Origin of the sequence: Streptosporangium sp. NPDC002524, from assembly GCF_040295985.1 — a bacterium.
GTDB lineage: Bacteria > Actinomycetota > Actinomycetes > Streptosporangiales > Streptosporangiaceae > Streptosporangium.
This window is the reverse complement of the sequence record NZ_JBEOWK010000035.1, coordinates 20,545-45,159: the sequence shown is the minus strand read 5'-3', so window position 1 is coordinate 45,159 and position 24,615 is coordinate 20,545. Positions and strand designations below refer to the sequence as shown.

Sequence of the window (24,615 nt, the reverse complement as noted above, 5' to 3'; positions counted from 1 at the left end):
CACTCACTCTTCCTCGCTCGCCATCGCGTTGACCGCGGCGGCGGTCATCGCGCTTCCGCCCCGCCGTCCGTTCACGACCAGGTACTCCAGGTTCGCCGGGTGCTCGGCGAGGGCCTGTTTGGACTCGGCGGCACCGATGAAACCGACCGGGACGCCGAGTACGGCGGCCGGGCGGCCCGCGCCCTCCTCGACCATCTCCAGCAGCCGGAACAGCGCGGTCGGCGCGTTGCCGATCGCGACCACCGAGCCCTGGAGCCGGTCGCGCCACAGCTCCAGCGCGGCGGCGCTGCGGGTGGTGCCCAGTTCCGCGGCGAGTTCCGGCACCCGGGGGTCACCGAGGGTGCAGACCACCTCGTTGCCCGCGGGCAGGCGCCGCCGGGTCACCCCGGAGGCGACCATCATGGCGTCGCAGAGCACCGGGGCACCCGCGCGGAGCGCCTCGCGCGCCGAGGCCACGACACCGGGCGACCAGCGCAGATCGCTCACCAGGTCGACCATCCCGCAGGCGTGGATCATGCGGACCGCGACCCGGGCGACGTCGGCGGGCAGGCCCGACAGGTCGGCCTCCGCGCGGATGGTGGCGAAGGAGCGGCGGTAGATCTCCGCGCCGTCTCGGACGTAGTCGATCACAGTTCCCCTCTGGCGGCCGCCAGCGCGGCCGCGGTCTCCTCGATGCCGGAGCAGGTCAGGCCGGTGCCGTCCAGTTCCAGGCGGTAGCCGTCACCGGTGGCGACCACATCCACGACCCGCCCCCTCGGACGGCCGCAGCGCCTGCCGCACCCCGCCCAGTGCACGGGGAGCGTATCGGTGCCCGGCCCCCTCCCGGACGGCGGGGCCACGGACGGCCCACTCTCGGACGGCCCACTCTCAGACGGCCCACTCTCGGACGACTCGCTCCCGGACGGCTCGTCTCCGAGCGGGGCGGCTGTGGAGGGCGGGGCCATGGCGATGCCGATGCTGGTGGCCGCGTCGGCCTGGACGTCGGCCAGGGATTTGGCGCAGCCGGGACGGCCGGTGCAGGCCGTCACACCGATCCACGGCGAGGCGGGGTCGACGACCAGCCCGGCGGACCGCAGGCGGGCGGCCGTGCCCGCGACCTCGGCACGGTCCAGGCCGGGCAGGACCACGCCGCGCCACGGCGTGAGCCGGATCTCCCCGCCCGAGGCGGCGTCCGCGAGCAGCAGTGCCTGCTCGGAGGTGAGCCGCCCCAGCGGGATCGCCACCCCGAGCGCGACCCGCGCGCCCTCGCCTCCGATGCCGATGCCGTTCTCGTCCCCGCTCCCGCCGCCGAGCCCGTCTTTGTGCCCGTCTTTGAGCCTGTCTTCGGGTCTGCCTCCAAGCCCGTCTCCAAGCCCGTCTCCAAGCCTGTCTCTGATGCCGTCCTCGATGTCGTCCCCGGCGTCGCCCTCGGTGCTGTTTCCGGGACCCGTCTCACCCCCTGTCCCGTCCCCGGCCCTGCCCGTGCTCTCGATGACGCCGACCGGTCCGAGGGCCACGACCCGTGGCCTCACCGGGTCGAAGGGCGTCGTACCGGGGAGCCCGAGGGCGGTTCGCACCCGGGCGGCGATCAGGGAGGGGCCGTCGGGGAGTTCGGCGATCCGCCAGGCGGTGACGTCCCGGACGGCCAGCTCGTCGAGGAACGCCTCGGCGGCGGTGAGGAGGGCGGTCACGGCGCCGTCCAGCGGGACGCGCAGGCCGGTGTCGGTCCCGGCGAGGATCAGCGCGGCCTCGTCCGGCCCCGTGGGCAGGATCCCGGCGTCCGCGCCCAGTCCGGCCACGTCCCCCCGGCCGTCGTCGAGGGCGAACATGAACCGCCCCGGCAGGGCGGCGAGGGCGGGGCGGGCGCACAGCCGCCGGTCCAGCTCGCCGATCAGCGGTGTGACGTCGACGATCCCGCCGCCGTCCGGATGACCTGAACGGCGTGGGTGGCCCGGATACCCCGGGACGTTCGTGCCGTCCGGAGCATCCGCGCCACTCGGCCCGCTCGATCCGCTCAGCCTGTTCGGTCCGTTCGGTCTGCTTGGTCCGTTCGCCCTGTTCGGGTCAGCCGGTTCGGCCGGTGCGCTCAGCCCGGTAGACCCGGTAGACCCGGTATATCCGGCAGACCAGGTTGGCTCAGTCAGTCCGGTCGGCCCGTCCAGACCGGTCAGTCCGGTCAGCGGGGAGGCGAGGATGTTGCGGATCCGCTCGTGCGTCGCCGAGGGCAGCAGACCCGCCCTCGCCATCCGCGCGGCGAACCCGTTCTCCGCGCCATTTTCCGCGTTGTTCCCCGTACCGCCCCCCGCGTCGCCGTCCGGATCCGCCGGGCCGAGGCCGCGTACCTGGACGTTCGCGCGGGAGGTCAGCTCGATGACGCCGCTGCCGTACGTCGACGCGGCGTCGGCGAGTTCGCGCAGCTGGGAAGGGGTGAGACGGCCACCGGGCACGCGGACGCGGGCCAGGCCGCCGTCCGCGGCGGCATGGACCTGGAGCGCCCCGGGGCACGCGTCGAGTCGCGATCGTCCGGAAAAGTCGGCAATGGACACTCGAAGGATGTTAACGCCAGTTTCTTGCAACGAACCGGACTGCCGTAGTGTCATCGGTGGCGACGGCAAAGGGAGGAAGCCGGTGTGATTCCGGCGCGGTCCCGCCACTGTAACCGGGGAGCGAACCCCACCCGGGCCACTGTCCGACGACGGGCGGGAAGGCCGGGGTGAGCACCGATCCGGGAGCCAGGAGACTCCAGCCGTCGCGGCCGACGACGACCCGGGGCGAGGACCCCGAGGGAGGAAGCTCCGTGCGCTCTTCGCCGTTCCCCCGCGACACCGTGACATCGCCGTTCCCCCGCCACGTCGTGGCATCCCTGGGCCGTACCGCCCTGCCTCTCCTGGAGTGTGGCGCGTGATCCTCCTGCTCTCGACCTCCGACACCGACCTGCTGAGCGCCCGCGCGAGCGGCGCCGGCTACCGGCTCGGCAACCCCGCCAGGCTCTCCGCAGCCGACCTCCCGCCGCTGCTGGAGGGCGCCGACCTGGTCGTGGTACGCCTGCTGGGCGGGCGCCGCGCCTGGGAGGAGGGGCTGGACGCCCTGCTCGCCGGTCCCCGGCCCGTCGTCGTGCTCGGTGGCGAGCAGGCGCCCGACGCCGAGCTGATGGAGCTGTCCACCGTGCCCGGCGGGGTCTGCGCCGAGGCGCACGCGTACCTCGCCCACGGCGGCCCGGCCAACCTGACCGAGCTGCACCACTTCCTGTCCGACACGCTGCTGCTCACCGGCCACGGGTTCGCCGCGCCCGAGCCCACCCCCACGTGGGGCACGCTGGAGCGCGAGGCGCGCGACCAGGACGGGCACGACGGGCCCGTCGTCGGGGTGCTCTACTACCGGGCCCACCACGTGGCCGGCAACACGGCCTTCGTCGAGGCGCTCTGCTCGGCGATCGAGGACGCGGGCGCGCGGGCGCTGCCGGTGTACTGCGCCTCCCTGCGCACCGCCGAGCCCGGCCTGGTGGAGGTCCTGCGTACGGTGGACGCCCTGGTGGTGACCGTGCTCGCCGCGGGCGGCACCCGTCCGGCGACCGCGTCGGCGGGCGGGGACGACGAGGCCTGGGACGTCGGCGCGCTCGCCGAGCTGGACGTGCCGATCCTGCAGGGCCTGTGCCTGACGAGCAGCCGGGCCTCCTGGGCGGAGAACGACGACGGCCTGTCCCCGCTGGACGCCGCCACCCAGGTCGCGATCCCCGAGTTCGACGGGCGGATCATCACGGTGCCGTTCTCCTTCAAGGAGATCGACGAGGACGGGCTGACCGTCTACGTGGCCGACCCCGAGCGGGCCTCGCGGGTGGCGGGTATCGCGGTGCGGCACGCCGCGCTGCGGCACATCCCGCCCGCCGAGCGGCGGCTGGTGCTGATGCTGTCGGCGTACCCCACCAAGCATGCCCGCATCGGCAACGCCGTCGGCCTGGACACCCCGGCCAGCCTGGTGCGGCTGCTGGCCGCGCTGCGCGAGCGCGGGTACGACATCGGCGCCGAGGACGAGCTGCCCGGGGTGACCGGGCAGGACGGCGACGCGCTCATCCACGCGCTGATCGCCGCGGGCGGGCAGGACCAGGACTGGCTCACCGAGGAGCAGCTCGCCGGGAACCCGGTGCGCATCGCGGCGGGCCGGTACGCCGAGTGGTACGCCACCCTCCCCTCGGACCTGCGCGCCCGGATGGAGGAGCACTGGGGCCCGGCGCCCGGCGAGCTGTTCGTGGACAGGTCGCGCGACCCGGAGGGCGAGATCGTGCTGGCCGCGCTGCGCTCGGGCAACGTGGTGGTCATGGTGCAGCCGCCGCGCGGTTTCGGCGAGAACCCCATCGCGATCTACCACGACCCCGACCTGCCGCCCAGCCACCACTACCTGGCCGCCTACCGCTGGCTGGCCGACGGCTTCGGCGCGCACGCGATGGTCCACGTGGGCAAGCACGGCAACCTGGAGTGGCTGCCCGGCAAGTCGGCGGGCTTGTCGGCCTCCTGCGGCCCGGACGCCGCGCTCGGCGACCTGCCGCTGATCTACCCGTTCCTCGTCAACGACCCCGGTGAGGGGACCCAGGCCAAGCGTCGCGCGCACGCCACCCTGGTCGACCACCTCGTGCCCCCGATGGCCCGCGCCGACAGCTACGGGGACATGGCCAGGCTGGAGCAGCTCCTCGACGAGCACGCCTCCATCGCGGCGATGGACCCGGCCAAGCTGCCCGCGATCCGCGCCCAGATCTGGACGCTCATCCAGGCCGCCAGGCTCGACCACGACCTCGGCATCGCCGACCGCCCGCACGACGCCGAGTTCGACGACTTCCTGCTGCACATCGACGGCTGGCTGTGCGAGGTCAAGGACGTCCAGATCCGCGACGGCCTGCACGTGCTGGGGGCCGCCCCCGAGGGGCAGCCGCGCGTTGACCTGGTGCTGGCCATGCTGCGCGCCCGGCAGATGTGGGCGGGCAGCGAGGCGCTCGTCGGGCTGCGCGAGGCCCTCGGCCTGGCCGAGGACGGCAGCGCGGGACGGGTCGGCGTCGACGAGGCCGAGACCCTGGCCCGCGCCCTGGTCGAGGCCATGGAGCGGCGTGGCTGGGACCCGTCGGCGGCGGGCGAGGTGACCGCCGAGATCCTGGGCCACGCGGCTTCCCCAGCCGCTCCGGTCGCTCCGGCCGCCCTGGCCGCTCCGGCCGACTCGAACGGCTCGAACGACACGACCGGCTCGACCGGCGTGACGGCTGAGGGCGGCGGGGCCGACAACGTGGCAGGCGCGACCGGCGTGATGGCTGAGGGCGGCGCCCCCGGCACGATCGTTTCGGCCGATCCGGAAGGCGCCCCCGGCACGGGCGACGCGAGGGGATCGACCGGCGCACCCGGCGCGGATCTCGGGACGGTGGAGCGGATCCTGCGGTTCGCCGCCGTCGAGGTCGTGCCCCGGCTGGCGCGTACCACCGACGAGATCGACGCGATCCTGCACGCCCTCGACGGCGGTTACGTCCCGGCGGGGCCGAGCGGGTCGCCGCTGCGCGGGCTGATCAACGTGCTCCCCACCGGCCGCAACTTCTACTCGGTCGACCCCAAGGCCGTGCCGAGCAGGCTGGCGTGGGAGACGGGCCAGGCGATGGCCGACTCCCTGCTGGAACGCTACCGCGCCGACACCGGTGACTGGCCGCGCTCGGTCGGCCTGTCGGTCTGGGGGACCAGCGCCATGCGTACCGCGGGGGACGACGTCGCCGAGGTGCTGGCGCTGCTCGGCGTGCGGCCGGTCTGGGACGAGGCCTCGCGCCGCGTCACCGGCCTGGAGCCCATCCCCGCCGCCGAGCTGGGCCGCCCGCGCGTGGACGTCACCGTCAGGATCAGCGGCTTCTTCCGCGACGCCTTCCCGCACGTCGTGGCGATGCTGGACGACGCCGTACGGCTCGCGGCCGGGCTGGAGGAGCCCGAGGAGCTCAACTACGTGCGGGCGCACGTGCTCGCCGACCAGGCGGCCCACGGCGACGAGCGCAGGGCCACCATGCGGATCTTCGGCTCCCGGCCGGGCGCGTACGGGGCCGGGCTGCTGCCGCTCATCGACAGCCGCAACTGGCGCGACGACGCCGACCTGGCCGAGGTGTACGCGGTCTGGGGCGGCTTCGCCTACGGCCGGGGCGTCGACGGCGTCCCCGCCAGGCAGGACATGGAGACGGCCTACCGCAGGATCGCCGTGGCGGCCAAGAACGTCGACACCCGCGAGCACGACATCGCCGACTCCGACGACTACTTCCAGTACCACGGCGGCATGATCGCCACCGTCCGGGCGCTCACCGGCAAGGCCCCGGCCGCCTACATCGGCGACAGCACCAGGCCGGACGCGGTCCGCACCAGGACGCTCTCCGAGGAGACGTCCAGAATCTTCCGCGCCAGGGTGGTCAACCCCCGCTGGCTGGCCGCGATGCGCAGGCACGGCTACAAGGGCGCCTTCGAGCTGGCCGCCACCGTCGACTACCTGTTCGGCTACGACGCCACCACCGGCGTCGTCGCCGACTGGATGTACGACAAGCTGGCCGCGACCTACGTACTGGACCCGGAGAACCAGGCGTTCATGGCCAGGTCCAACCCGTGGGCGCTGCACGGGATCGCCGAGCGGCTGCTGGAGGCGGCCAACCGGGGCATGTGGGAGCACCCCGACCCCGCCGTCCTGCGCGACCTCCAGGAGGTCTACCTCAAGTCCGAGGGAGACCTGGAGGACGGCGCCTGACCCACGGGTTCACCGTCCACCGGGTGGCGGGGGATCGGCCGTGGCCGCGCCCGCGAGGAGGAAGTCCCGCAGGGTCACCGGGTCGCGGCCGATCAGGCGGCGCAGCTCGTCGCGGTCGGCCGGCCGGGTGGGGCCGCGTCCGGCGATGTGGGCCGCGACGGCGGTGATGTGACGCGCCATGTCGGGGTTGACCACGCCGTCGGTGTCGGTGGCGGCGAGCTCGGCCAGCTCCCGGCGCCAGGTCTCGGGATCGATCGGCTCGAACCTGACCGGGCGGCCGAGCGCCTCGCCGAGCAGGGCGGCGACGGTCGCGTGGTCGGCCGCCTCGGCGCCCGGCGGGTAGCAGACGGGGCCGTCGAAGCGCTCGGGGTGCAGGATCGCCGCGACCGCCAGCTCGCCCGCGTCCTCGGCGTTGATCCACGCCACCGGGGTGTTCCCGAAACAGTTGCGGATCACGCCCCGCTCGCGGGCGGACCCGCCGTGCAGGACGCCGATGTTCTCGTGGAAGGCCGCGGCGATCCTGAGCACCAGCACGTCGAGCCCGGCCCAGCCCATGACCTCCTCGGCCAGCCACTGGTCGCGCCCGCGGTCGCTGGGGTGCGCCGGGTGCGCGGGGCCCATGGACATGACCACCGTCCGCACCGGGGAACCGTGCTCGCGGACCGCCGCGGCGTAGTTCGCCGCCGCCGCCACGACCCCGGCGTCGATCGGGTAGGTGAAGTAGGCCGTCTCGACACCGCGCAGCGCCCGGACGACGCTCCGCCGGTCGTGCAGGTCTCCGACGACGACCTCGACGCCCCGCGCGGCCAGCTCGTCCGTGCGCCCGCCGAGGCGCCGCACCAGCGCCCGCACGTTCCTCCCCTCCTCCAGAAGGCGGCGCACGACGTACGGGCCCGTTGCCCCGTGCCGTCCGGTGGCGCCCGTGACCAGGACGGGGGCCTGTGGCGTGCCCGGGGCCGGGCCGTCCGGGGTGGTCAGGGACGCCCGCGTGCCCTCGCGCGGATCATGGCTCATGTCTGGCTCCTCTCAGTCGTCCGGTGTCGCCCGCGATGTTCGGGGCCGTCGGCGGCCGGGTGAGCACGAGGGTCACGGCGCGGCGGAGCCGGAATCCCAGGGACTCGTACAGCCGCAGGGCGTTCGTGTTGGACGCGACCACGTGCAGGAACGGCGTCTCGCCGCGCTCGCGGACGCCGGCCGCGACGGCGAGCACCAGCCGGGTCCCCAGCCGGCGTCCGCGCCAGTCCGGGTCGGTGCAGACTCCGCTGATCTCCGTCCACCCCGGAAGGCGCAGCCGCTCACCGGCCATCGCCACCAGACGCCCGCCGCGGCGAACACCCAGGTAGGTCCCCAGCTCGATCGTGCGGGGCAGGAACGGTCCCGGCCTGGTGCGTTCGGCCAGGGCGAGCATCTCCGGCACGTCCGCCCGGGTGAGCCGGACGGCCTCCTCGTCCGGCACGGCGGCGACCCCGTCGTCGACGAGCTGCAGCACGGTGGTCCGCGTGACGACCTCCCAGCCGTCCGGCGGCTCGACCGTGAGACCGGTCAGCGTGACCCCGCCACCGTGGCCGGCGAGTGCCGCGGCGTCCGCCCAGTCGGCCTCGCCGGGGGAACCCGGCAGGGCCATGAACGGCGACACGTCCGGCGGGTAGCGCGACGCGTTGCCACGCCGCCGCGCGAGGTGGGCGTGCGGCCCGGTCAGCGCCGAGTGGACGGCGTTGTCCAGCGGATGTGACCCTCTCATCGGGAACCGGCCGGGCCGGGTGCGTCTCCCACCCTGGTCGACGACATGCGAGATCCCCTTCTCGCGGAGCCGTCCGAACGGCGGGCCCGCCGCGGTGGTCCCGTTTCGCCGCCGGTCACGCCTCGGCTCCGTCACTGACGAGGGTTCCTCTCGCGAGCCACGTCGGGCCCTCGGCGTAGGCGCCGGCCTCGGCGAAGAACGCCTTGAAGTAGGGGCCGCCGGCGTGCGCGTCGAACGCGTCGCGGTCGGTGTAGACCTCGTTCAGGTAGAAGAGGTCCGGGTCCTCCTCATCCGCGATCACCTCGAACCGCCGGGAGCCGGGCTCGTTCGCGAGGGAGTCGCGCGCGGTCCTCCTCGCCGCCCGGACGAAGTCGTCGCGGTGCTCCGGCCGGACGGTGAAGGAGACGAGGAACTGGTACACGGGGCGGCCTCCTGGGCTCGACATGCGAGTTCACTGACTGAACCACTGCTGGTGGAGACCGTAGCACGCGCCAGTTCACTGAGTGAACTTCGGACGGGTAGGATCGCGGCATGACACTCCCGAGCACCTACGCGGACCGCAACTGCTCGCTGGCGCGAACCCTGGAGGTCGTCGGAGAGCGGTGGACGCTTCTCATCGTCCGTAACGCGTTCTACGGGGTGCGCCGGTTCGGAGACTTCGCCACCCAGCTGAAGATCCCCCGCGCCGTCCTGGCCGGCCGGTTGAAGTTCCTGGTGCAGGAGGGCGTGCTCACACGAGACGATGGCGCGGCCGGGGGCGTGGAGTACCGGCTGACCGCCAAGGGGGTGGAGCTGTGGCCGGTCGTGCGCGCCCTGATGAACTGGGGGGACGCGTTCTACTCGCCGTCCGGGGTGAGGCGCGCCGTCCGTCACGATGAGGACGGCGGGCTTCTCGACCACGAGGGACGCTGCGAAACCTGCGGTTCGGTCGTCCCGGTCCCGGAGATCCGGGTCGAACCCGGACCCGGATTCGACCCGGCCGACTCCGGCCTCGATCCCGTGTCCAGTGCGATCAACACACCGCGACGACTCCTTGAGCCGATCACGGCGCCTTGAGCCGATCACGGCGCCGCGCGCGCTCCCGGCCGTGCTCCCGGCGGACGGAGACGAGCCCGGCGCGACGCGCCCGGCCGAACCCGGGCGGCCCCGATCCCGGCGTTGACGTCGTGCCGTGGCCCTTTCCCGGTTCCTGGGGGTCCGCTGACGGCGCGGTGCGGGCCAACGTGGCCCGGTGCGGCCCGGTCTCGTCGGGAAGGGGCCTCTCAGCCCAGGGCGTGGTCGAGGTTGAAGGCGGCGCTGATCAGCGCGAGGTGGGTGAAGGCCTGCGGGAAGTTGCCGAGCTGCTCGCCGGTCTGCCCGATCTCCTCGGCGTACAGGCCGAGGTGGTTGGCGTAGGTGAGCATCTTCTCGAACGCCAGCCGGGCCTCGTCCAGGCGCCCGGCGCGGGTGAGCCCCTCGACGTACCAGAACGAGCAGATCGAGAAGGTGCCGTCCTCGCCGCGCAGCCCGTCCGGGCTGACCGCGGGGTCGTAGCGGTAGACCAGCGAGTCGGACACCAGGTTCGCGCCGAGCGCGTCGAGGGTCGACAGCCACTTCGGGTCGGTGGGGGAGATGAACTTCGCCATCGGCATCATCAGCACCGAGGCGTCGAGGACGTCGTCGTCGAAGTGCTGGACGAACGCCCGCAGCTCCGCCGACCAGCCGCGCCGCATGATCTGCCGGTAGATCGCGTCGCGGGCCCGCTGCCAGCGCGGCGTGTCGGCGGGCAGCCCGCGGTGGGCGGCCATCCGCATGGCCCGTTCGATCGCCACCCAGCACATCAGCCGCGAGTAGACGAAGTCCTTGCGCCCGCCGCGCGTCTCCCACACGCCCTCGTCGGGCTGGTCCCAGTTGTCGCAGACCCAGTCCACCAGGATGTGGACGTCGTCCCAGAGGGCGCTGGAGATCGGCTGGTGCCACTTGTCGTAGAGGTAGACGGAGTCGAGGAGGGCGCCGTAGATGTCCAGCTGGAGCTGGTCCACGGCGGCGTTCCCGACGCGCACCGGGGCCGATCCCTGGTACCCCTCCAGGTGGGACAGCTCGGTCTCGGGCAGCTCGGTGCGGCCGTCGATGCCGTACATGATCTGCAGCGGGCCCGAGGCGCAGCCGCCGTCGCGGCTGACGTGCCGCGACAGGAAGCCCATGAACGCCTCGGCCTCCTCGCCGAAGCCCAGCCGCAGCAGGGCGTACACGCAGAACGCCGAGTCGCGGATCCAGACGTACCGGTAGTCCCAGTTGCGCTCCCCGCCGATCTGCTCGGGCAGGCTCGTCGTCACGGCGGCCACGATCCCGCCGGTCGGCGCGTACGTGAGGAGCTTCAGCGTCAGCGCGGACCGGTGGACCATCTCCCGCCACCGGCCTCGGTAGTTCGACGAGGACAGCCAGCGGCGCCAGTACGCCACGGTCGCGGCGAACTCCTCCTCGGCCTCCTCGATCGGGCACGAGCGCAGCGCCACGTCGTCGCCGAACCTGTCGAGGGCGAACACCGCGCACTCGCCCTCGTTGAGCTTGAACTCCGAGCGCACGTCCCGGCCGTCCGCCTCCAGGGTGGTGCTGGACGACAGGGTGAGCGACAGCGACGGCGACTCGAAGACCGCCCGGCCCCCGTGCACGCTCAGGACGTGGGACTGCCTGCCGTAGTCGAACCGCGGGGCCACCCGCGCCCGGAACGGCAGCGACCCGCGCACGCACCTCACCCGCCGGATCAGCCGGTGCCGGACGCCGTCAGCCGTGCCGCCGGTGCCGCCGGTGTCGCCGGTGTCGCCGGCGATCGGCATGAAGTCCTGGATCTCGCCCACCCCGTCGGCGGCGGAGAAGCGGGTGATCAGCACGTTGGTGTCGGGGAAGTAGAACTGCTTGGTCCGGGCCGGGGCGACCGTGCCCAGCTCGAACGACCCGCCCCGCTCGGCGTCCAGGATCGAGCCGAACACGCTGGGCGCGTCGAAGCGCGGGCAGCAGTACCAGACGATGGTGCCGCCGGTGTCCACCAGCGCCGCGGTGTGCAGGTCGCCGATCAGCCCGTGGTCGGCGATGGGCCGGTATCCGGGGGCGCCCGCCGGGTCCTGACGAGCGGATTCCGCTTCTGTCATATCGGCCTTCTCACATCGCGATCCGGGCACCTTACGCCCTCAAACTACGCGTTCCGGGCGTCTGTCCGGTTCCCTCCCGCGTCAAGGAGTCGGCAGGTTTCCGGCCGCCGGGGGCAAAGGGACACCCAGCGATGGCCGCGTCACGGCGTGGGCCTCCTGTCGCCACGGCGAGCCGCCATCCCGGCGAGTCCCGCGGATCGCCCGCCTACGAGACGCGATCACGCACGGTAACCACGCCCCCGGTGCCATCCGCCCGGCGTGGAGGGAGGCCGGTGCGGGCGGCCTCCCTGTCACGGGCCGGTGACCGTGCACATCCTCCTAGCAGGACTGGGGGTCGATCCTGCACCAGTTGATCGACGGATACCCGCCGGGGAACGGCTCGTACGACCCGCCGTCGGGGCTCCCGCCACCGGGGGGCGGCGGCGGAGGCTGCGGCGGCTGCGGTTGTGGCTGCGGCGTACCACCGCCGCCGCCACCGCCACCGGTGGTGGTGGTGCCGCCGCCTCCATCCTGCTCCTCGCACACGAAAAACTCGCAGTTCGGCGGCATGGCCGCGGCGGGGCCCGCGCTGATCAGGCTCGCGGCGCCGACCGAGAAGAACGCGGCCATGACCAGTACGGCCTTGCGCTTCTTGTTCATGCGGTCATCTCCTTTCGTCGTCGGACACCCGAAAGGATCTCCGGCCACCCTTGGAAGCCGGTTGTGAGTCAATGAGAGGAGCCGTCGCTCAGGCGCTCTCCGAGCGGCCCAGCCGCCAGTAGCCCATGAAGGCCACCGAGGAGCGGTCGATTCCCGCCTCCTGCACCAGGTGGCGGCGGAGCAGCTTGACCATGCCCGCCTCGCCCGCCAGCCAGGCGTACAGGCCGCCGCCCGAGGACTCGGGGACCTCCCAGAGGATCTCCTCGTCGACGTCGACGTCCTCCAGCGGGTTCGCGGCGCCGGTGACAGCGCGCTCACCGGTGAGCGCGCTCAGGGTGTCGCGTACGGCCGGGATGAGCAGGTCGCCGTGGCGGGCACCCTCGCGGGGCAGCCAGGTGACCTTCACGCCGGGAGGGACGTCGAGCGAGAGCGCGTCGGCGGCCTCGGGGACCTCCAGCAGCGCGGTGGCGCGCACGGAGCCGGAGAGCGACTCGACGATCGTGGCGATGGCGGGCACGGCCGTCTCGTCCCCGGCGAGCAGCAGGTGCTCCGCCCCGGCGGGCGGGGCCCACTCCCGGCCGCCGACGGGACCGGGGTACGCGGCGTTGGGGCCGACCACCACGACCCGGTCGCCGGGGGTGACGCGGGTCGCCCACCGGGAGGCGGGGCCGGTCTCGCCGTGCAGGACGAAGTCGATGTCGAGCTCGCGCAGCTCGGCCCGTACGGCACGGGCGGTGTAGGTGCGGATCGGGTTGCGCAGCTCCTCGGGGAGCGCCCGCCACCGCTGGTACCAGTCGTCCCCGTCGCCCAGCGGGGTGATGCTGCCGTCCGGCAGCGGGAGGATCACCTTGATCCGCTGGTCGAAGCCCTTGTCGGCGAAGCCCGCCAGGTCCTCGCCGCCGAAGGTGACCCGGAGGAAGTTCGGGCTGAGCCGCGTCGTCCGCACGACCTCCGCCCGGTGGCCGCGATAGGCCGGGACCTCCGCCGCGCGCTCCAGGGTCTGCTCGCCGCCCGCTGTCATCGTGCCGCCTTCACTGGGGGAATGCCGTCCCCAGCAACTTAGCTTTGCCTAACCTTATTAAGCAACCTGGCGAGATCTCCGTTCTGTCCTGTTCTCGCCTGATTCTCTCAGGAGGGCCACGCGTCTTCCGTCGAAGACGGCCGATGTGGCCGACGCGGTCATGTGGCGTTCCACGGGGAGGCGCACGGCTTTCGCAGGCAGGTGGCTTTCCCGGGAGGGGCACGCGTCTTCCGCCCGGACGGTCACGTTTTCCGCCGGGACGGTCACGCGGCGTGGGCCTTCTCGCCCTCGTGCGTCTCACGCGTGCCGCGCCGCGCCCTCCCTTCCAGGTCCGGTCCGGGGACGGCCCGCGTGCCGGTGCGGGCGGGGATCCCGGTGCCGTCGGCGCGCTTCGGGAGACCCGTGCGGTACGGCTCGCACGCCCAGCTCGGCCTGCTCACGCGAAGCGTCTCGCGGCTCCGGGGCGTCTCGCGGCCCCGGGGCGCGGTCTCCGGCAGGTCCCGCCCGTCCCGCCCGTCCGGCTCGCCCTGGCCGCCCCGCCCGCCCGGATGGAGTACCACGGTGTGCGGGAGCGCCTTCCAGGCCGGGGGTGTCTCCTCGCGCAGGAGCGTCTCCTCGACCGGGCACGTCACGCCGCTCCACAGGTCCGCCCGCTCCCGCCGCCCGTTCCTCCTGCGGTGCCGTCCCGCCGACACACGGGGGCGCAACCGGGACAGGACGAACGTCGTGCCGAGGACGAAGGTCAGCAACCCGGCGATCGCGGCGGTCTCCATGGAGACGGGGGGCGTTCCCGGCAGGTCCGCCGGGGGAGCGGCGGAGCCCGGGGCGAGTGCCGGGCGGACCTCGATCATCCCGGCCGCCGCCGGGACCGCCGCGTCCTCCCCGGAGACGGCGCCCGTCAGCTTCTCCTTGACCTTGCGCGGCAGCCCGTACCCGACGACCTTGCTCTGGTCGCGCGTCTTGCGCTTCAGCCAGATCCGGTCGACGTTCCCCTCGATGGTGTGGATCGTTCCACCGCTTACGCTCTCGACGACGCCGACGTGGTCGATGCCCTTGATGTCCTTGCCGCCGGACCAGTCGAAGAAGACCAGGGCGCCCGGCTCCGGCGTCCGCGTCCACGCGTCGTTGGTCTCGAACCAGCGGGCCTGCGACGGGGTCCAGGCGAACTGCCCGACGTACTCCTGCACGCCCGCCTTCTCGGCCGCCCAGGCGATGAACATCGCGCACCAGGGGGCCGTCCTGTACTGCGGGTCCTGGGCCACGTTGACCGCGTACCACTCACCGAACTTGCTGTGCTGACCGGCCCCCTCCCGGTACCCGAGTTCGGGCTTGATGGTCCTGAGCAGATCGTCACCGATCGGATCCATGGCTGTGAGCCACCCCGTCCACTCTCCTCCACCCTTCCGAGAAGGGGGCGCCGTCCGACAAAGCTGGACTGTATTCGCAGAAAAACGGAAAAGTGAGGCTATTTGCTTAAAAAGCCGAGCCGTGAGGCTGTCGAATACCGGATTCGGCGAAAGGCGGGAAAGGCGGCTCCGCAGCACCTACCATCGACTGGCCGCTCGCCCGAGTCAACCGAGCCACCCGTGCTGAACAGCGGCTCCGGTCCCGCTGCGTGACGGCGCGGGCACCGGTGGCCGTACGCGCGCACCGGGCATATCCCTATTCACCCCGCGCTCACGGGTCACACCGGTACGCGTCCCTGCCCATCGGGTCGAATAACATGTGATGGCACGTGCGCGGCATGCGCCGGTGCCGACGCCGAGGCCTTCCCTCCCGGTCCGGCGAAAAGACGGGAACGCGAAGGCGGAATGGGTTTTCCATGTTCGACGACAAGACGCAGGAGACCCTCCGCCGCCTCCTGGACCTCGCCGAGCACCCCGCGACCCCGCAGGCCGAGCGCACCCTGGCCGTCGCGCGGGTCCGGGCCCTCATCATGGTGCCCGAGGACGACGCCCGGCGGGCGCCGGTCACCCCGGCGATGGAGACGGGAATCCTCAGGCGGGTGCGGCCGCTCGCCCATCGGGTCGACGAGGACCTGGTGAACGAGGTGCACGGCGACCTCTACGCCTTCAGCACCCGCTACCGGGTGATCGGCGAGCTCGCCGAGGAGATCGCCCTCCTGCTCGAACGCTGGAGCGCCGTCGTCCCGCAGAAGCGCCACCGCCACGAGGAGGCCGTCAGGGCCGCAGCCGCGAAGCTCGTCTACCTGCTGGAACGCCGAGACCTGTTCCGCAAGCCGAAGTGGGGAAACCGCCCGAGAACCCGATAGACCCCGGGGCCGGGCGGCCTGTCCGGCCGCCGGAACGCCGAGACCCGCTCCGCGGGCCCGGCGGGGCGACCGTCCGACCGGCCGGGCACCCGGCGAACCCGCGGGACCGGACGGGCCCGTCAGCGGCCGGTCCGGTCAGACTGATCGGGCAGGCCGGGTTGATCGGGCTAGCCGGGCTGATCGAGCTGGCCGGGCTGATCGCTCCCGCGGTCCGGGCGCTCGGCGAGCAGCGGCAGCAGCGGGTTCCAGGCGGTCCCGTCCCGGGCGTCGCGCCGCCGCCGGGCGATGGCGCTCAACGCCTCCAGCACCACGCGGTTGGCCAGAGCGGCGGTGATGTCGGCGTGGTCGTAGGGCGGGCTCACCTCCACGACGTCGACCCCGACGACCGGCAGCTCCAGGCAGACACGCCGTACGGAGTCCAGGAGCTGGCGCGCGGTGATGCCGCCGGGCTCCGGTGTCCCCGTGCCCGGCGCGTGGCCCGGGTCGCACACGTCGATGTCGACGGAGAGGAAGACGCCGTCGCACTCGTCGACGGCGATGGCGAAGGCCTCCGTCAGGCACTCCTCCAGGCCGCGGTGCGTGATCTCGGTCATCTCGTACGAGCGCATCGCCCGTTCCGCCATCCAGTCCAGCGTCTCCGGCGGCGGCCAGTAGCCGCGCAGGCCGATCTGCAGGAACCGGTCGCCGCGCAGCGCCCCCGACTCGATGAGCCTGCGCATCGGCTGCCCGTGCCCCCACAGCGAGCCGAACTCGATGTCGCCGGTGTCCGCGTGGGCATCGAAGTGGATCATCGAGATCCGGCCGTGCCCGAGGACGTTGGCCACTCCCTTGGCGTCGGGGAAGGCGATCGAGTGGTCACCGCCCAGGACCACCGGGACGGCCCCCGAGCGGGCGACCTTCTCGACGGCGGCCTCCAGGGCGGCCAGCGACGCCAGGATGTCGCCGGGCGGCATCTCGACGTCGCCCGCGTCCAGGACGCGCAGGTCGCGCAGCCCGTCGGTGCGCAGCGCCAGGCTGGGACGCCTCCCGTCGTGCGGCAGGTAGTCGGTCATCCGGATCGCCTGCGGCCCGAAGCGCGCGCCCGGCCGGTGCGAGGTGCCGCCGTCGAACGGCGCCCCCACGATCACGACGTCGGCGCCCGCGTAACTCGCGGGGTCGTCCAGCGAGCACCGCTCGACGCCGAGGAAGGTGATGTCGGGCCCGAACTGGGGCCCGTAGCGGTTCGTCACTGTTCCTCCGGCGGGAAGGGCACGGTCCGCGGGCGCGGCCCGTCACCGCCGGGCGCGGCTCGCGGGGTGGCCTCGGCCGCCCCCCGGGAGATCGTCGTCGGGAACTCCACCCGGTGGGATCCATTGCACCAGACGGCGGGACCGGACCGGTCGGGACGTAGGGGTTCGCGGCACACCGTCCGGAAAGGGGCGGTTTATACGGCGCGGGCCGGTGATGCTCCCCGGGACCGGTGAGATCGATGGTGGCCGTGGCCCGGGGAGACTTTCCGCCCCGCGCGAGGCACGACCTCGCGCGATCCGGCGATTCGTCCCGGGGCCACGGCGTGTGAACTGGCAGATCCCGATGCCCGGCGGGGGAAGGGTAGCCGGTCACCGTGGGATGAGTGGGACCCGCCAGAGCTCTCCGTCGACGCGCTGACCGGGGGTGCGTGACCGCCGCACTGCGGTACGCACAACCGTGACGGTAAGCAGCCCCGGGCGGGTGCCTCAATGGTGTTGCCGGATGTTGCGCGGAATTCGCGCCGCGCGGCGGACGCCGCCACGGGGCGTCCGCCGGTCGATCCGCGCGGCCGGTCGATCCGCGCGACCGCTCGATCCGTGCCACCGACCGGCCGGTATGCCGGTCGGCCGGCGCGTCGGCCGGCCGGTGTGCCGTGGAAGAAATCGTGGAAGAAGCCGCGGAAGGACCCTGGTGGAGGAACCCTCGCGGGAGGACCTTCGCGAGGAGGCCACGCGACCGGCCGTACGACCGGGGCCGCCCGGCCGGAGCCGTACGGCCGAGGTCACGTGACCGGGGCCGGGGCCGCGAGGCCACGCGGGGTCACGGAGCCGGACTCCGCCGGCGCCCCGGCGGGGCAGGACGGGACGCGTGGCCCGCCCGCGGTGTCACCTGCCGGTCGGCTCACCGGTGGGGTCGTCGGCCTCGCTCTCCGGCGTGGGATCGTCGTCGGCGCCGAGCTCCTTGCGCAACCGGTCGATGTCCATGCTGTGGCTGCTGTACTTCAGCTCGCGAGCAACCTTCGTCTGCTTAGCCTTGGCTCGGCCCCGTCCCATTGGCTGTACTCCCTCGCGCAGGCCGTGCTCGGCCTCTCGTCACTGTCGCATCGCCGGCTGGCGCGCTCTGACGCCGCAGGTCAGTCTGCGGTAGCCGTACCAAGTATCCCGCTTCGCGGTCGATCCGTCATCGATCGGGCTCGAACCGGCTGCGGGCCCTGTTGGAAAACGGCCTTCGCCATCATAGCCAACGTCATTACGATTTGAAGAATTATGCAATTTGCCACATCATGAGGAACGGTGTGCCGATAAACCAGACGCCGGGGAGCGACCTGATCCACGGGAGGTGGGGGACATGAGCGAGTTCGCGGCCGAGCTACGGGCGCGCATCGCCGATGTCGACGGCGAGCTGGAGCTCATGCGCCAGGCCTTCGACGACCACGCGGTCGAGGTCCTGTCCGGGCGGCTGGAGAACCTGCTGCGCATCGCCGACCGGCACGGCGTCGACGTGCGGTACGCCGGTGGCGAGCCCGCCGCCGGAGCTGCGTGATCATGCCGGTGCCGCTGCACCAGGCCAAGGCCGACTTCTTCCGCACGATCGGCCACCCGGTCCGCGTCCAGGTGCTGGAGCTGCTGCGGGACGGCCCGCTGCCGGTGCGGGATCTTCTCAGCGCCATCGACGTCGAGGCCTCCAACCTCTCCCAGCAGCTCGCCGTGCTGCGCCGCGCGGGAGTCGTGACCGCCACCCGCGACGGCGCCACCGTCGTCTACGCCCTCTCCACCCAGGACCTCGCCGAGCTGATGTCCGTGGCGCGGTCGATCCTGGCCGAGGTGCTCGCCGAGCAGGGTGAACTGCTCGCCGAGCTGCGCGCCGAGGCTCGCGGCTAGGGGTTTCCCGGCCCGGACTGTCATTCGACGACCGATTATGATCGGCTCAGATCACATGATTCGGAGCGGACGGGGTCGGTCGTGAAAAGTGGGGGAGAGAGTTCGGGCCAGGCGGAGTATCGTCGTCCCGTGTTCGCCGCGGAGCGCCGTCAGCGCATCCTTGAGCTGGTACGTGCCAACGGCGCGGTCTCCCTCCGGGATCTGGCCCAGTCGGTTCAGTCGTCGGAGGTGACGGTCCGGCGCGACCTGCGCGCCCTGGAGGCCGAGGGCCTGCTCAACCGGCACCACGGCGGTGCCACGCTCCCCGGTGAGCTGTCCCGCGAGCCGACGTACTCGCAGAAGATGCAGACGGCGGCCGCGGAGAAGCGGGCGATCGCCGACCTCGCGGTCTCCCTGGTCGAGGACGGCGACGCGATCGTGGTCGGCGCCGGCACCACCACCCAGGACTTCGCCCGGCGGCTGGCCAGGGTGACGGAGCTGGCCGTGGTGACCAACTCCCTGCTGGTCGCGCAGGCGCTCACCGACTCGCCCCGGGTCGAGGTGGTGATGACCGGCGGCACCCTGCGCGGCTCCATCCACGCCCTGGTCGGCAGCGCCGCCGAGCGCTCCCTGGCCGGCCTGCGGGTGCGCAGGGCCTTCATCTCGGGCAACGGGCTCACCGCGGAGCGGGGCCTGTCCACGCCCAACATGCAGGTCGCGAGCGTCGACCGGGCGCTGGCGGCGGCGGCCGAGGAGGTGGTCGTGCTGATCGACCACACCAAGGTCGGGGTCGACACGATGGTGCAGACCGTGCCGACCGAGGAGATCACCCACCTGATCACCGACGACGAGGCGCCCAGGGAGGTGCTGGACGACCTGACGGGGCGGGGGGTGCGGATCCACGTCGCCAGGATCTGACGACGCCGCCGGGATCCGGCGATCAGCGGATCCGGTCCGGCGATCGGGAAAGGCCGGGGTTCCGACAGCCCGGTGACCGAATCTGATCGGATACGATCAATCGTGACCCAGTGATGTCCATTTCTTTACGATTTTGTTTCCTGGCCGGATGAACATCGAGCGCATCGACGTTCCATCGTCCTGTCCGGGAGGGCACCATGACCCTGCTCACGAGTCGTCCGGGAAGAGTCGCCGCGCTGCTGGCCGCCGCCGCCCTCGTCGCGTCAGGTTGCGCGAAGGGCGAGGAGATCGCCGCCTCGCCGAGCGGTTCGAGCACCCAGGGCGGCCAGGTCGTCCAGACGCCGTCCGCCGACGCGGGCGCCGGGTGCACCATCGACGCCTTCGGTGCCCAGAGGTTCGACCTCACGTCCGCCGTCGTCGGCTTCTCCCAGTCGGAGAAGGAGGCCAACCCCTTCCGGATCGCCGAGACGAAGTCGATCAAGGACGAGGCCGCCAAGCTCGGCATCGCCAACCTCAAGGTCACCAACGCGCAGTCGCAGTTCTCCAAGCAGATCAGCGACGTCCAGCAGCTCATCGCCCAGGGCGCGCGCCTGCTGGTGATCGCCCCGCTCAACTCCGACGGCTGGGAGCCGGTCCTGCAGCAGGCCGCGGCCAAGAAGGTGCCGATCATCACGATCGACCGCAAGATCAACGCCGCCCCCTGCAAGGACTACCTGACCTTCATCGGCTCCGACTTCGTCGAGCAGGGCAAGCGCGCCGCCGACCAGATGGCCAAGGCACTGGGCAACAAGGGCAAGGTGGCCATCCTGCTCGGCGCGCCGGGCAACAACGTCACCACCGAGCGGACCAGCGGCTTCAAGGACCGGATCAAGGAGGTGGCGCCCGACATCGAGATCACCTTCGAGCAGACCGGCGAGTTCGCCCGCGAGAAGGGCCAGCAGGTCACCGAGCAGCTCATCCAGTCCAACCCCGACATCGACGGCATCTACGCCGAGAACGACGAGATGGCGCTGGGCGCGGTCACGGCGCTCAAGGGCGCGGGCAAGAAGGCGGGCGACGTCCAGATCGTCTCCATCGACGGCACCCGCGGCGCGGTCCAGGCCATCGCCGACGGCTGGCTCGTCGCCGTGGTCGAGTCCAACCCCCGCTTCGGCGCCCTCGCCTTCGAGACCGCCAGGAAGTTCCTCGACGGCGAGGCCATCCCCGAGAAGGTCATCATCTCCGACCGCGAGTACGACAGGTCCAACGCGGAGAGCTCCCTCTCCGAGGCCTACTGACCACCGAACCCGGTCACCGGGGCCCGGGGCGCCGCCGCCCCGGGCCTTCCGGGGAGATCGGGGAGATCCGAGGAGAGGAGCCCTGTGGCCACGACCGGCCGAGTCCTGGAAGCAGCCGGGGTGCTGAAGGTCTTTCCCGGCGTCCGCGCGCTGGACCACGTGTCGTTCACCCTCGGCAGGGGCGAGGTGCACGCCCTGGTGGGAGAGAACGGCGCGGGCAAGTCAACGTTGATCAAAGTGCTCACCGGGGTCTACCAGGCCGACGCGGGCCAGGTGAGGTACCGCGACGAGGTGGTGAGCTTCTCCAGCCCGCTCGACGCGCGGCGGGCCGGCATCTCCACGATCTACCAGGAGGTCAACCTGGTCCCCTCCATGAGCGTGGCGCGCAACCTGTTCCTCGGGCGCGAGCCCAGGAACCGGTTCCGGCTCATCGACTTCGGCGCCGTGCACGAGCGGGCCAGGGAGATCCTCAAGGGGTACGGCGTCCACGTCGACGTCCGCCGCCCCCTCGGCTCCCTGGGCATGGGCACCCAGCAGATGGTCGCACTGGCCCGCGCCGTCTCCGTCGACGCCCAGGTCGTCATCATGGACGAGCCCACCTCCTCGCTGGAGCCGCGCGAGGTCGGCAGGCTCTTCGAGGTGATCAGGGGGCTGCGCGACCAGGGCCGCTCGGTGATCTACGTCAGCCACCGGCTGGACGAGCTCTACCAGATCTGCGACCGGGTCACCGTGCTGCGCGACGGCAGGCTGGTCCACACCGGCAGGATGGCCGAGCTGGAGCGCCTGCGCCTGGTCTCGCTCATGCTCGGGCGCAAGCTGTCGGAGGTGCGGGCCGAGGGCGCCACCAAGTTCAGCGGCTCCCACCCCCAGGGCGGGCAGGACGGGCAGGGCGGGCAGGACGAGCAGGACCCGCCGGTGCTCACCGCGACCGGCCTCACCCGCAGGCACCTGCTCGACGACGTCTCCCTGGCGCTGCGGCCCGGCGAGGTCGTCGGCCTGGGCGGCCTGCTCGGCGCCGGGCGCAGCGAGACCGCCAAGGCGATCGCGGGCGCCCTGCGGGTGGACTCCGGGGAGGTCGTCGTGGCGGGCGTGCCGCTGCGCACCGGCTCGGTCTCCGCGGCGATCCGCGCCGGCATCAGCCTGCTGCCCGAGGACCGCAAGGCCGAGGGGATCGTGCCGACCCTGTCGGTGCGCGAGAACATCGCGCTGGCCGCGCTGCCCCGGCTCTCGCGGGCGGGCATCGTCTCCGACCGCCGGGTCGACAGGATCGTGGAGACCTTCATGAAACGGCTGCGGATCAAGGCCGCGGGGCCCGGCCAGCTGGTCGGCGAGCTGTCCGGCGGCAACCAGCAGAAGGTGCTGCTCGCCCGCTGGCTCGCGATGAGCCCCAGGGTGCTGCTGCTGGACGAGCCCACCCGGGGCGTCGACGTCGGCGCCAAGGCCGAGGTGCAGATGCTCATCGACGAGCTGGCCGTGGACGGCCTCGCCGTCCTGCTCATCTCCTCCGACCTGGAGGAGATCGTCGAGGGCTGCGACCGGGTCGTGGTGCTGCGCGACGGCGCCGTACAGGGCGAGCTGCACGGCACCGAGGTGAGCGAGGAGGCGATCATGTCCATGATCGCCCGGCCGGTGGAGGTCCCCCGATGAAGGCCGTCGTGTCCCTGGTCGCCCGATGGGCGGAGGTCCCTCGATGAAGGCCGTCGTGTTCGTCATCGCCCGACAGGTGGAGGCGCCCCGATGAAGGCCGTCGTGTCCGTGGTCGCCCGGCCGGTGGAGGTTCCGCGATGAGGGCCGAGACGGTCGCCGCCCGCCCGCGGCCCGGCAGGGCCGAGGTGCTGTCGTGGCTGCAGCGGTACGGCGTCTACGTCGCCGTCGTCGTCCTGGTGCTGTTCAACGCCGCCTTCACCCCCAACTTCCTCGCGGTCGGCAACTTCCGCACCCAGCTGCTGCAGGTCGCCCCCGTCGTCGTGGTCTCCCTGGGCATGGCCCTGGTCATCGGCGCCGAGGGCATCGACCTGTCGGTCGGCTCCGTCATGGCGCTGTCGGCGTCGGTGATCGCGCTCTACCTCGGCTACGGCGCCTGGCCCGCGATGCTCATGGCGATCCTCGCGGGAGCGGTCGTCGGCGGCGTCGGCGGCACGCTCGTCGCGGTGGTCGGGGTGCAGCCGATCGTGGCGACGCTCGCGCTGCTCGTCGGGATACGCGGGCTGGCCAACGTGCTGCTGCCGCAGCTCAAGGAGATCGGCAACCCCACGCTCACCGCGCTGGGCAGCGAGTCGGTGCTCGGCGTGCCGTACGTCGTGCTGGTGGCGGTGGCGCTCACCCTGCTGGTGCTGTTCGTCGTGCGCAAGAGCACCTTCGGGCGCCAGGTGGTCGCGATCGGCGGCAACCGGGTGGCGAGCGAGCTGGCCGGGCTGCCGGTGCGGCGCATCCTGCTGCTGGTCTACGTCATCTCCGGCGTGCTCGCCGCGATCGCCGGGATCCTCGCCAGCTCCCGACTGCAGGCCAGCGACCCCACCTCGCTCGGCCTGTTCATGGAGCTGTCGGCCATCACCGCCGTGGTGGTGGGGGGCACCCCGCTGAGCGGCGGCCGGGTCCGCGTGCTGGGGACCGTGATGGGCGCGCTGCTCATGCAGCTCCTCCAGGCCACGCTGATCAAGCACAACCTGCCGCAGTCCTGGACCCAGATGGCCCAGGCCGTGATCATCCTCGCCGCCGTCTACGCCGCCAGGGAGCGCCGATGACCCTCACCACGGTTCCGGCGGAGACCGAGTCCCCCCGCGAGCGCGCCGGGCGGATCTTCCGCGGGCACGGCGCGCTGATCGTGCTCGCCGTGCTCGCGCTCGTCGGCTCGCTCGCCTTCGACTCCTTCGCCACGGTGGCGAACGTCGGCAACATCGCCACCTCCTCCTCGTTCCTGGCGATCATCGCGATCGGCATGACCTTCGTCATCATCTCCGGCGGCATCGACCTGTCGGTGGGGTCGCTCTTCGTGCTCGGCGGGGTCCTGGCGGCGTACGGCTCCCAGTACGGGCTCCTTGTCGCGCTCGCCCTGCCGCTCGCGGTGTCCGGGCTGTTCGGCCTGGTCCACGGGCTGGTCATCGCGCGGACCGGGATGGCGCCGTTCATCGTCACCCTGGCCGGGCTGCTCGCCGCGCGGGGGCTGATGCTGGCCATCTCCGACGAGGGCGCCGCGACCTACCTGGTCGAGGACCCGTCCTTCGCGCTGCTCGGCCAGGGCTCCGTGCTGAACGTCGGCTACCCGGTGCTCGTCACCGCCGTCCTGCTGGGCGTGGGCATGGTCCTGCTACGGCGCACCGGCTTCGGGCAGAACGTCTACGCCATCGGCGGGAGCGAGGACGCCGCCAGCCTCATGGGCGTGCCGGTGGCCCGCACCAAGGTCGCCGTCTACCTGATGTCGGGGCTGCTGGCCGGGCTGGCCGGGGCGCTCAACGCGGCCCGGCTGTCGTCGGGGGTGACGATCCTCGGCATCGGGCTGGAACTCGATGTGATCGCCGCCGTCGTCATCGGCGGCACCCTGCTCACCGGGGGAGCCGGGGCCCTCGGCGGTACGATCGCCGGGGCGCTGCTGCTCGGCGTGATCCAGAACCTGATCAACCAGGTCGGCAACCTCAACGCCTCCTTCCAGCAGGTGGTCAGCGGGCTCTTCCTCGCCCTCGTGGTGATCGCCCACCGGTTCCTGGGAGGGGTGCGCAAGACCGAGTGAGGACCGGGGGGACCCCTGTGCGGATTTGTACCGGGACAGGACGTCCCCCGAGGCGCATCCTGCGGGAAGACGCCGCGGAC

Annotated in this window: 21 protein-coding genes and 1 riboswitch; of the genes, 10 read left to right on the top strand and 11 right to left on the bottom strand. The window is 72.6% G+C overall.

Going from position 1 to position 24,615, the window contains the following annotated elements:
* Window positions 1-3 precede the first annotated feature (3 nt).
* The gene (locus ABT053_RS38755; protein WP_350976211.1) at window positions 4-630 is read right to left on the bottom strand and encodes a precorrin-8X methylmutase; all 627 of its coding nucleotides are present in this window, start codon (window positions 628-630) and stop codon (window positions 4-6) included.
* A complete protein-coding gene (locus tag ABT053_RS38750; RefSeq protein ID WP_350976209.1) occupies window positions 627-2,525 on the bottom strand; it encodes a ferredoxin-like domain-containing protein in 1,899 nt (632 codons plus the stop codon). The genes ABT053_RS38755 and ABT053_RS38750 overlap by 4 nt, the downstream gene beginning before the upstream one ends.
* 46 nt (window positions 2,526-2,571) lie before the next feature.
* A riboswitch (cobalamin riboswitch) is annotated at window positions 2,572-2,744 on the top strand.
* 136 nt (window positions 2,745-2,880) lie between these two features.
* On the opposite strand from ABT053_RS38750, the gene cobN reads away from it, so the two are divergent.
* Window positions 2,881-6,723 (top strand): cobaltochelatase subunit CobN, encoded by a 3,843-nt coding sequence (gene cobN, locus ABT053_RS38745; RefSeq protein WP_350976207.1) that lies wholly within the window; start codon window positions 2,881-2,883, stop codon window positions 6,721-6,723.
* A gap of 9 nt (window positions 6,724-6,732) precedes the next feature.
* Here cobN and ABT053_RS38740 read toward each other — a convergent pair whose 3' ends face one another.
* From ABT053_RS38740 to ABT053_RS38730, 3 genes are all read right to left on the bottom strand, one after another.
* Window positions 6,733-7,737: an NmrA family NAD(P)-binding protein gene (locus ABT053_RS38740; protein WP_350976205.1), complete on the bottom strand. Its 1,005-nt coding sequence runs from the start codon at window positions 7,735-7,737 to the stop codon at window positions 6,733-6,735.
* Window positions 7,727-8,464 carry a GNAT family N-acetyltransferase gene (locus ABT053_RS38735; RefSeq protein ID WP_350976203.1) on the bottom strand — a complete coding sequence of 246 codons (738 nt, stop codon included), beginning with the start codon at window positions 8,462-8,464 and terminating at the stop codon, window positions 7,727-7,729. Before ABT053_RS38735 ends, ABT053_RS38740 begins: the two co-directional genes overlap by 11 nt.
* A 115-nt stretch (window positions 8,465-8,579) precedes the next feature.
* Complete coding sequence (locus tag ABT053_RS38730; protein WP_350976201.1) at window positions 8,580-8,885, bottom strand: putative quinol monooxygenase; 306 nt, start codon at window positions 8,883-8,885, stop codon at window positions 8,580-8,582.
* Between the two features lie 110 nt (window positions 8,886-8,995).
* Between ABT053_RS38730 and ABT053_RS38725 the strand changes: the two genes are divergently transcribed.
* The gene (locus ABT053_RS38725; RefSeq protein WP_350976199.1) at window positions 8,996-9,520 is read left to right on the top strand and encodes a winged helix-turn-helix transcriptional regulator; all 525 of its coding nucleotides are present in this window, start codon (window positions 8,996-8,998) and stop codon (window positions 9,518-9,520) included.
* A gap of 206 nt (window positions 9,521-9,726) precedes the next feature.
* On the opposite strand, the gene ABT053_RS38720 is transcribed toward ABT053_RS38725, so the two are convergent.
* The 4 genes from ABT053_RS38720 to ABT053_RS38705 all read right to left on the bottom strand — a co-directional run bounded on the left by ABT053_RS38720 (window position 9,727) and on the right by ABT053_RS38705 (window position 14,619).
* Window positions 9,727-11,592, bottom strand: a complete 1,866-nt coding sequence (locus ABT053_RS38720; protein ID WP_350976197.1) for a glycoside hydrolase family 15 protein — start codon at window positions 11,590-11,592, stop codon at window positions 9,727-9,729.
* Between the two features lie 318 nt (window positions 11,593-11,910).
* Window positions 11,911-12,231, bottom strand: coding sequence for a hypothetical protein (locus tag ABT053_RS38715; RefSeq protein ID WP_350976196.1), 321 nt, complete (start codon window positions 12,229-12,231; stop codon window positions 11,911-11,913).
* 88 nt (window positions 12,232-12,319) lie between these two features.
* Window positions 12,320-13,252, bottom strand: coding sequence for a siderophore-interacting protein (locus tag ABT053_RS38710; RefSeq protein ID WP_350976194.1), 933 nt, complete (start codon window positions 13,250-13,252; stop codon window positions 12,320-12,322).
* Between the two features lie 263 nt (window positions 13,253-13,515).
* Complete coding sequence (locus ABT053_RS38705) at window positions 13,516-14,619, bottom strand: CHAP domain-containing protein (protein ID WP_350976193.1); 1,104 nt, start codon at window positions 14,617-14,619, stop codon at window positions 13,516-13,518.
* 455 nt (window positions 14,620-15,074) lie between these two features.
* On the opposite strand from ABT053_RS38705, the gene ABT053_RS38700 reads away from it, so the two are divergent.
* The gene (locus ABT053_RS38700; RefSeq protein WP_350976191.1) at window positions 15,075-15,524 is read left to right on the top strand and encodes a hypothetical protein; all 450 of its coding nucleotides are present in this window, start codon (window positions 15,075-15,077) and stop codon (window positions 15,522-15,524) included.
* Between the two features lie 167 nt (window positions 15,525-15,691).
* Here ABT053_RS38700 and speB read toward each other — a convergent pair whose 3' ends face one another.
* Both speB and ABT053_RS38690 read right to left on the bottom strand, forming a co-directional pair.
* The gene (speB, locus tag ABT053_RS38695; RefSeq protein WP_350976190.1) at window positions 15,692-16,753 is read right to left on the bottom strand and encodes an agmatinase; all 1,062 of its coding nucleotides are present in this window, start codon (window positions 16,751-16,753) and stop codon (window positions 15,692-15,694) included.
* 885 nt (window positions 16,754-17,638) lie between these two features.
* Entirely contained in the window at window positions 17,639-17,806 is a 168-nt protein-coding gene (locus ABT053_RS38690) for a DUF3073 domain-containing protein (protein WP_350976188.1), read from the bottom strand.
* 295 nt (window positions 17,807-18,101) lie between these two features.
* On the opposite strand from ABT053_RS38690, the gene ABT053_RS38685 reads away from it, so the two are divergent.
* From ABT053_RS38685 to ABT053_RS38655, 7 genes are all read left to right on the top strand, one after another.
* Window positions 18,102-18,296, top strand: a complete 195-nt coding sequence (locus tag ABT053_RS38685; protein WP_350976186.1) for a hypothetical protein — start codon at window positions 18,102-18,104, stop codon at window positions 18,294-18,296.
* 2 nt (window positions 18,297-18,298) lie between these two features.
* Window positions 18,299-18,634 carry an ArsR/SmtB family transcription factor gene (locus ABT053_RS38680; RefSeq protein ID WP_344743364.1) on the top strand — a complete coding sequence of 112 codons (336 nt, stop codon included), beginning with the start codon at window positions 18,299-18,301 and terminating at the stop codon, window positions 18,632-18,634.
* A 129-nt stretch (window positions 18,635-18,763) separates the two neighbouring features.
* The gene (locus ABT053_RS38675; protein ID WP_350976185.1) at window positions 18,764-19,531 is read left to right on the top strand and encodes a DeoR/GlpR family DNA-binding transcription regulator; all 768 of its coding nucleotides are present in this window, start codon (window positions 18,764-18,766) and stop codon (window positions 19,529-19,531) included.
* Window positions 19,532-19,728: 197 nt separating this feature from the next.
* Entirely contained in the window at window positions 19,729-20,808 is a 1,080-nt protein-coding gene (locus tag ABT053_RS38670; protein WP_350976183.1) for an ABC transporter substrate-binding protein, read from the top strand.
* Window positions 20,809-20,892: 84 nt separating this feature from the next.
* A complete protein-coding gene (locus ABT053_RS38665; protein ID WP_350976181.1) occupies window positions 20,893-22,455 on the top strand; it encodes a sugar ABC transporter ATP-binding protein in 1,563 nt (520 codons plus the stop codon).
* A 137-nt stretch (window positions 22,456-22,592) separates the two neighbouring features.
* On the top strand, window positions 22,593-23,552 hold the full coding sequence (locus tag ABT053_RS38660) for an ABC transporter permease (protein ID WP_350976180.1): 960 nt from the start codon (window positions 22,593-22,595) through the stop codon (window positions 23,550-23,552).
* Window positions 23,549-24,535, top strand: coding sequence for an ABC transporter permease (locus ABT053_RS38655; protein WP_350976179.1), 987 nt, complete (start codon window positions 23,549-23,551; stop codon window positions 24,533-24,535). The genes ABT053_RS38660 and ABT053_RS38655 overlap by 4 nt, the downstream gene beginning before the upstream one ends.
* Window positions 24,536-24,615: the final 80 nt, after the last annotated feature.

Bases quoted from the DNA above. Each gene is read 5' to 3' on its own strand.
- ABT053_RS38670 (WP_350976183.1), top strand. From the start codon at position 19,729: ATGACCCTGCTCACGAGTCGTCCGGGAAGAGTCGCCGCGCTGCTGGCC.
- ABT053_RS38715 (WP_350976196.1), bottom strand. From the start codon at position 12,231: ATGAACAAGAAGCGCAAGGCCGTACTGGTCATGGCCGCGTTCTTCTCG.
- ABT053_RS38660 (WP_350976180.1), top strand. From the start codon at position 22,593: ATGAGGGCCGAGACGGTCGCCGCCCGCCCGCGGCCCGGCAGGGCCGAG.
- ABT053_RS38655 (WP_350976179.1), top strand. From the start codon at position 23,549: ATGACCCTCACCACGGTTCCGGCGGAGACCGAGTCCCCCCGCGAGCGC.
- ABT053_RS38740 (WP_350976205.1), bottom strand. From the start codon at position 7,737: ATGAGCCATGATCCGCGCGAGGGCACGCGGGCGTCCCTGACCACCCCG.
- ABT053_RS38705 (WP_350976193.1), bottom strand. From the start codon at position 14,619: ATGGATCCGATCGGTGACGATCTGCTCAGGACCATCAAGCCCGAACTC.
- ABT053_RS38685 (WP_350976186.1), top strand. From the start codon at position 18,102: ATGAGCGAGTTCGCGGCCGAGCTACGGGCGCGCATCGCCGATGTCGAC.
- ABT053_RS38720 (WP_350976197.1), bottom strand. From the start codon at position 11,592: ATGACAGAAGCGGAATCCGCTCGTCAGGACCCGGCGGGCGCCCCCGGA.
- ABT053_RS38700 (WP_350976191.1), top strand. From the start codon at position 15,075: ATGTTCGACGACAAGACGCAGGAGACCCTCCGCCGCCTCCTGGACCTC.
- ABT053_RS38690 (WP_350976188.1), bottom strand. From the start codon at position 17,806: ATGGGACGGGGCCGAGCCAAGGCTAAGCAGACGAAGGTTGCTCGCGAG.
- ABT053_RS38735 (WP_350976203.1), bottom strand. From the start codon at position 8,464: ATGAGAGGGTCACATCCGCTGGACAACGCCGTCCACTCGGCGCTGACC.
- ABT053_RS38710 (WP_350976194.1), bottom strand. From the start codon at position 13,252: ATGACAGCGGGCGGCGAGCAGACCCTGGAGCGCGCGGCGGAGGTCCCG.
- ABT053_RS38725 (WP_350976199.1), top strand. From the start codon at position 8,996: ATGACACTCCCGAGCACCTACGCGGACCGCAACTGCTCGCTGGCGCGA.
- ABT053_RS38680 (WP_344743364.1), top strand. From the start codon at position 18,299: ATGCCGGTGCCGCTGCACCAGGCCAAGGCCGACTTCTTCCGCACGATC.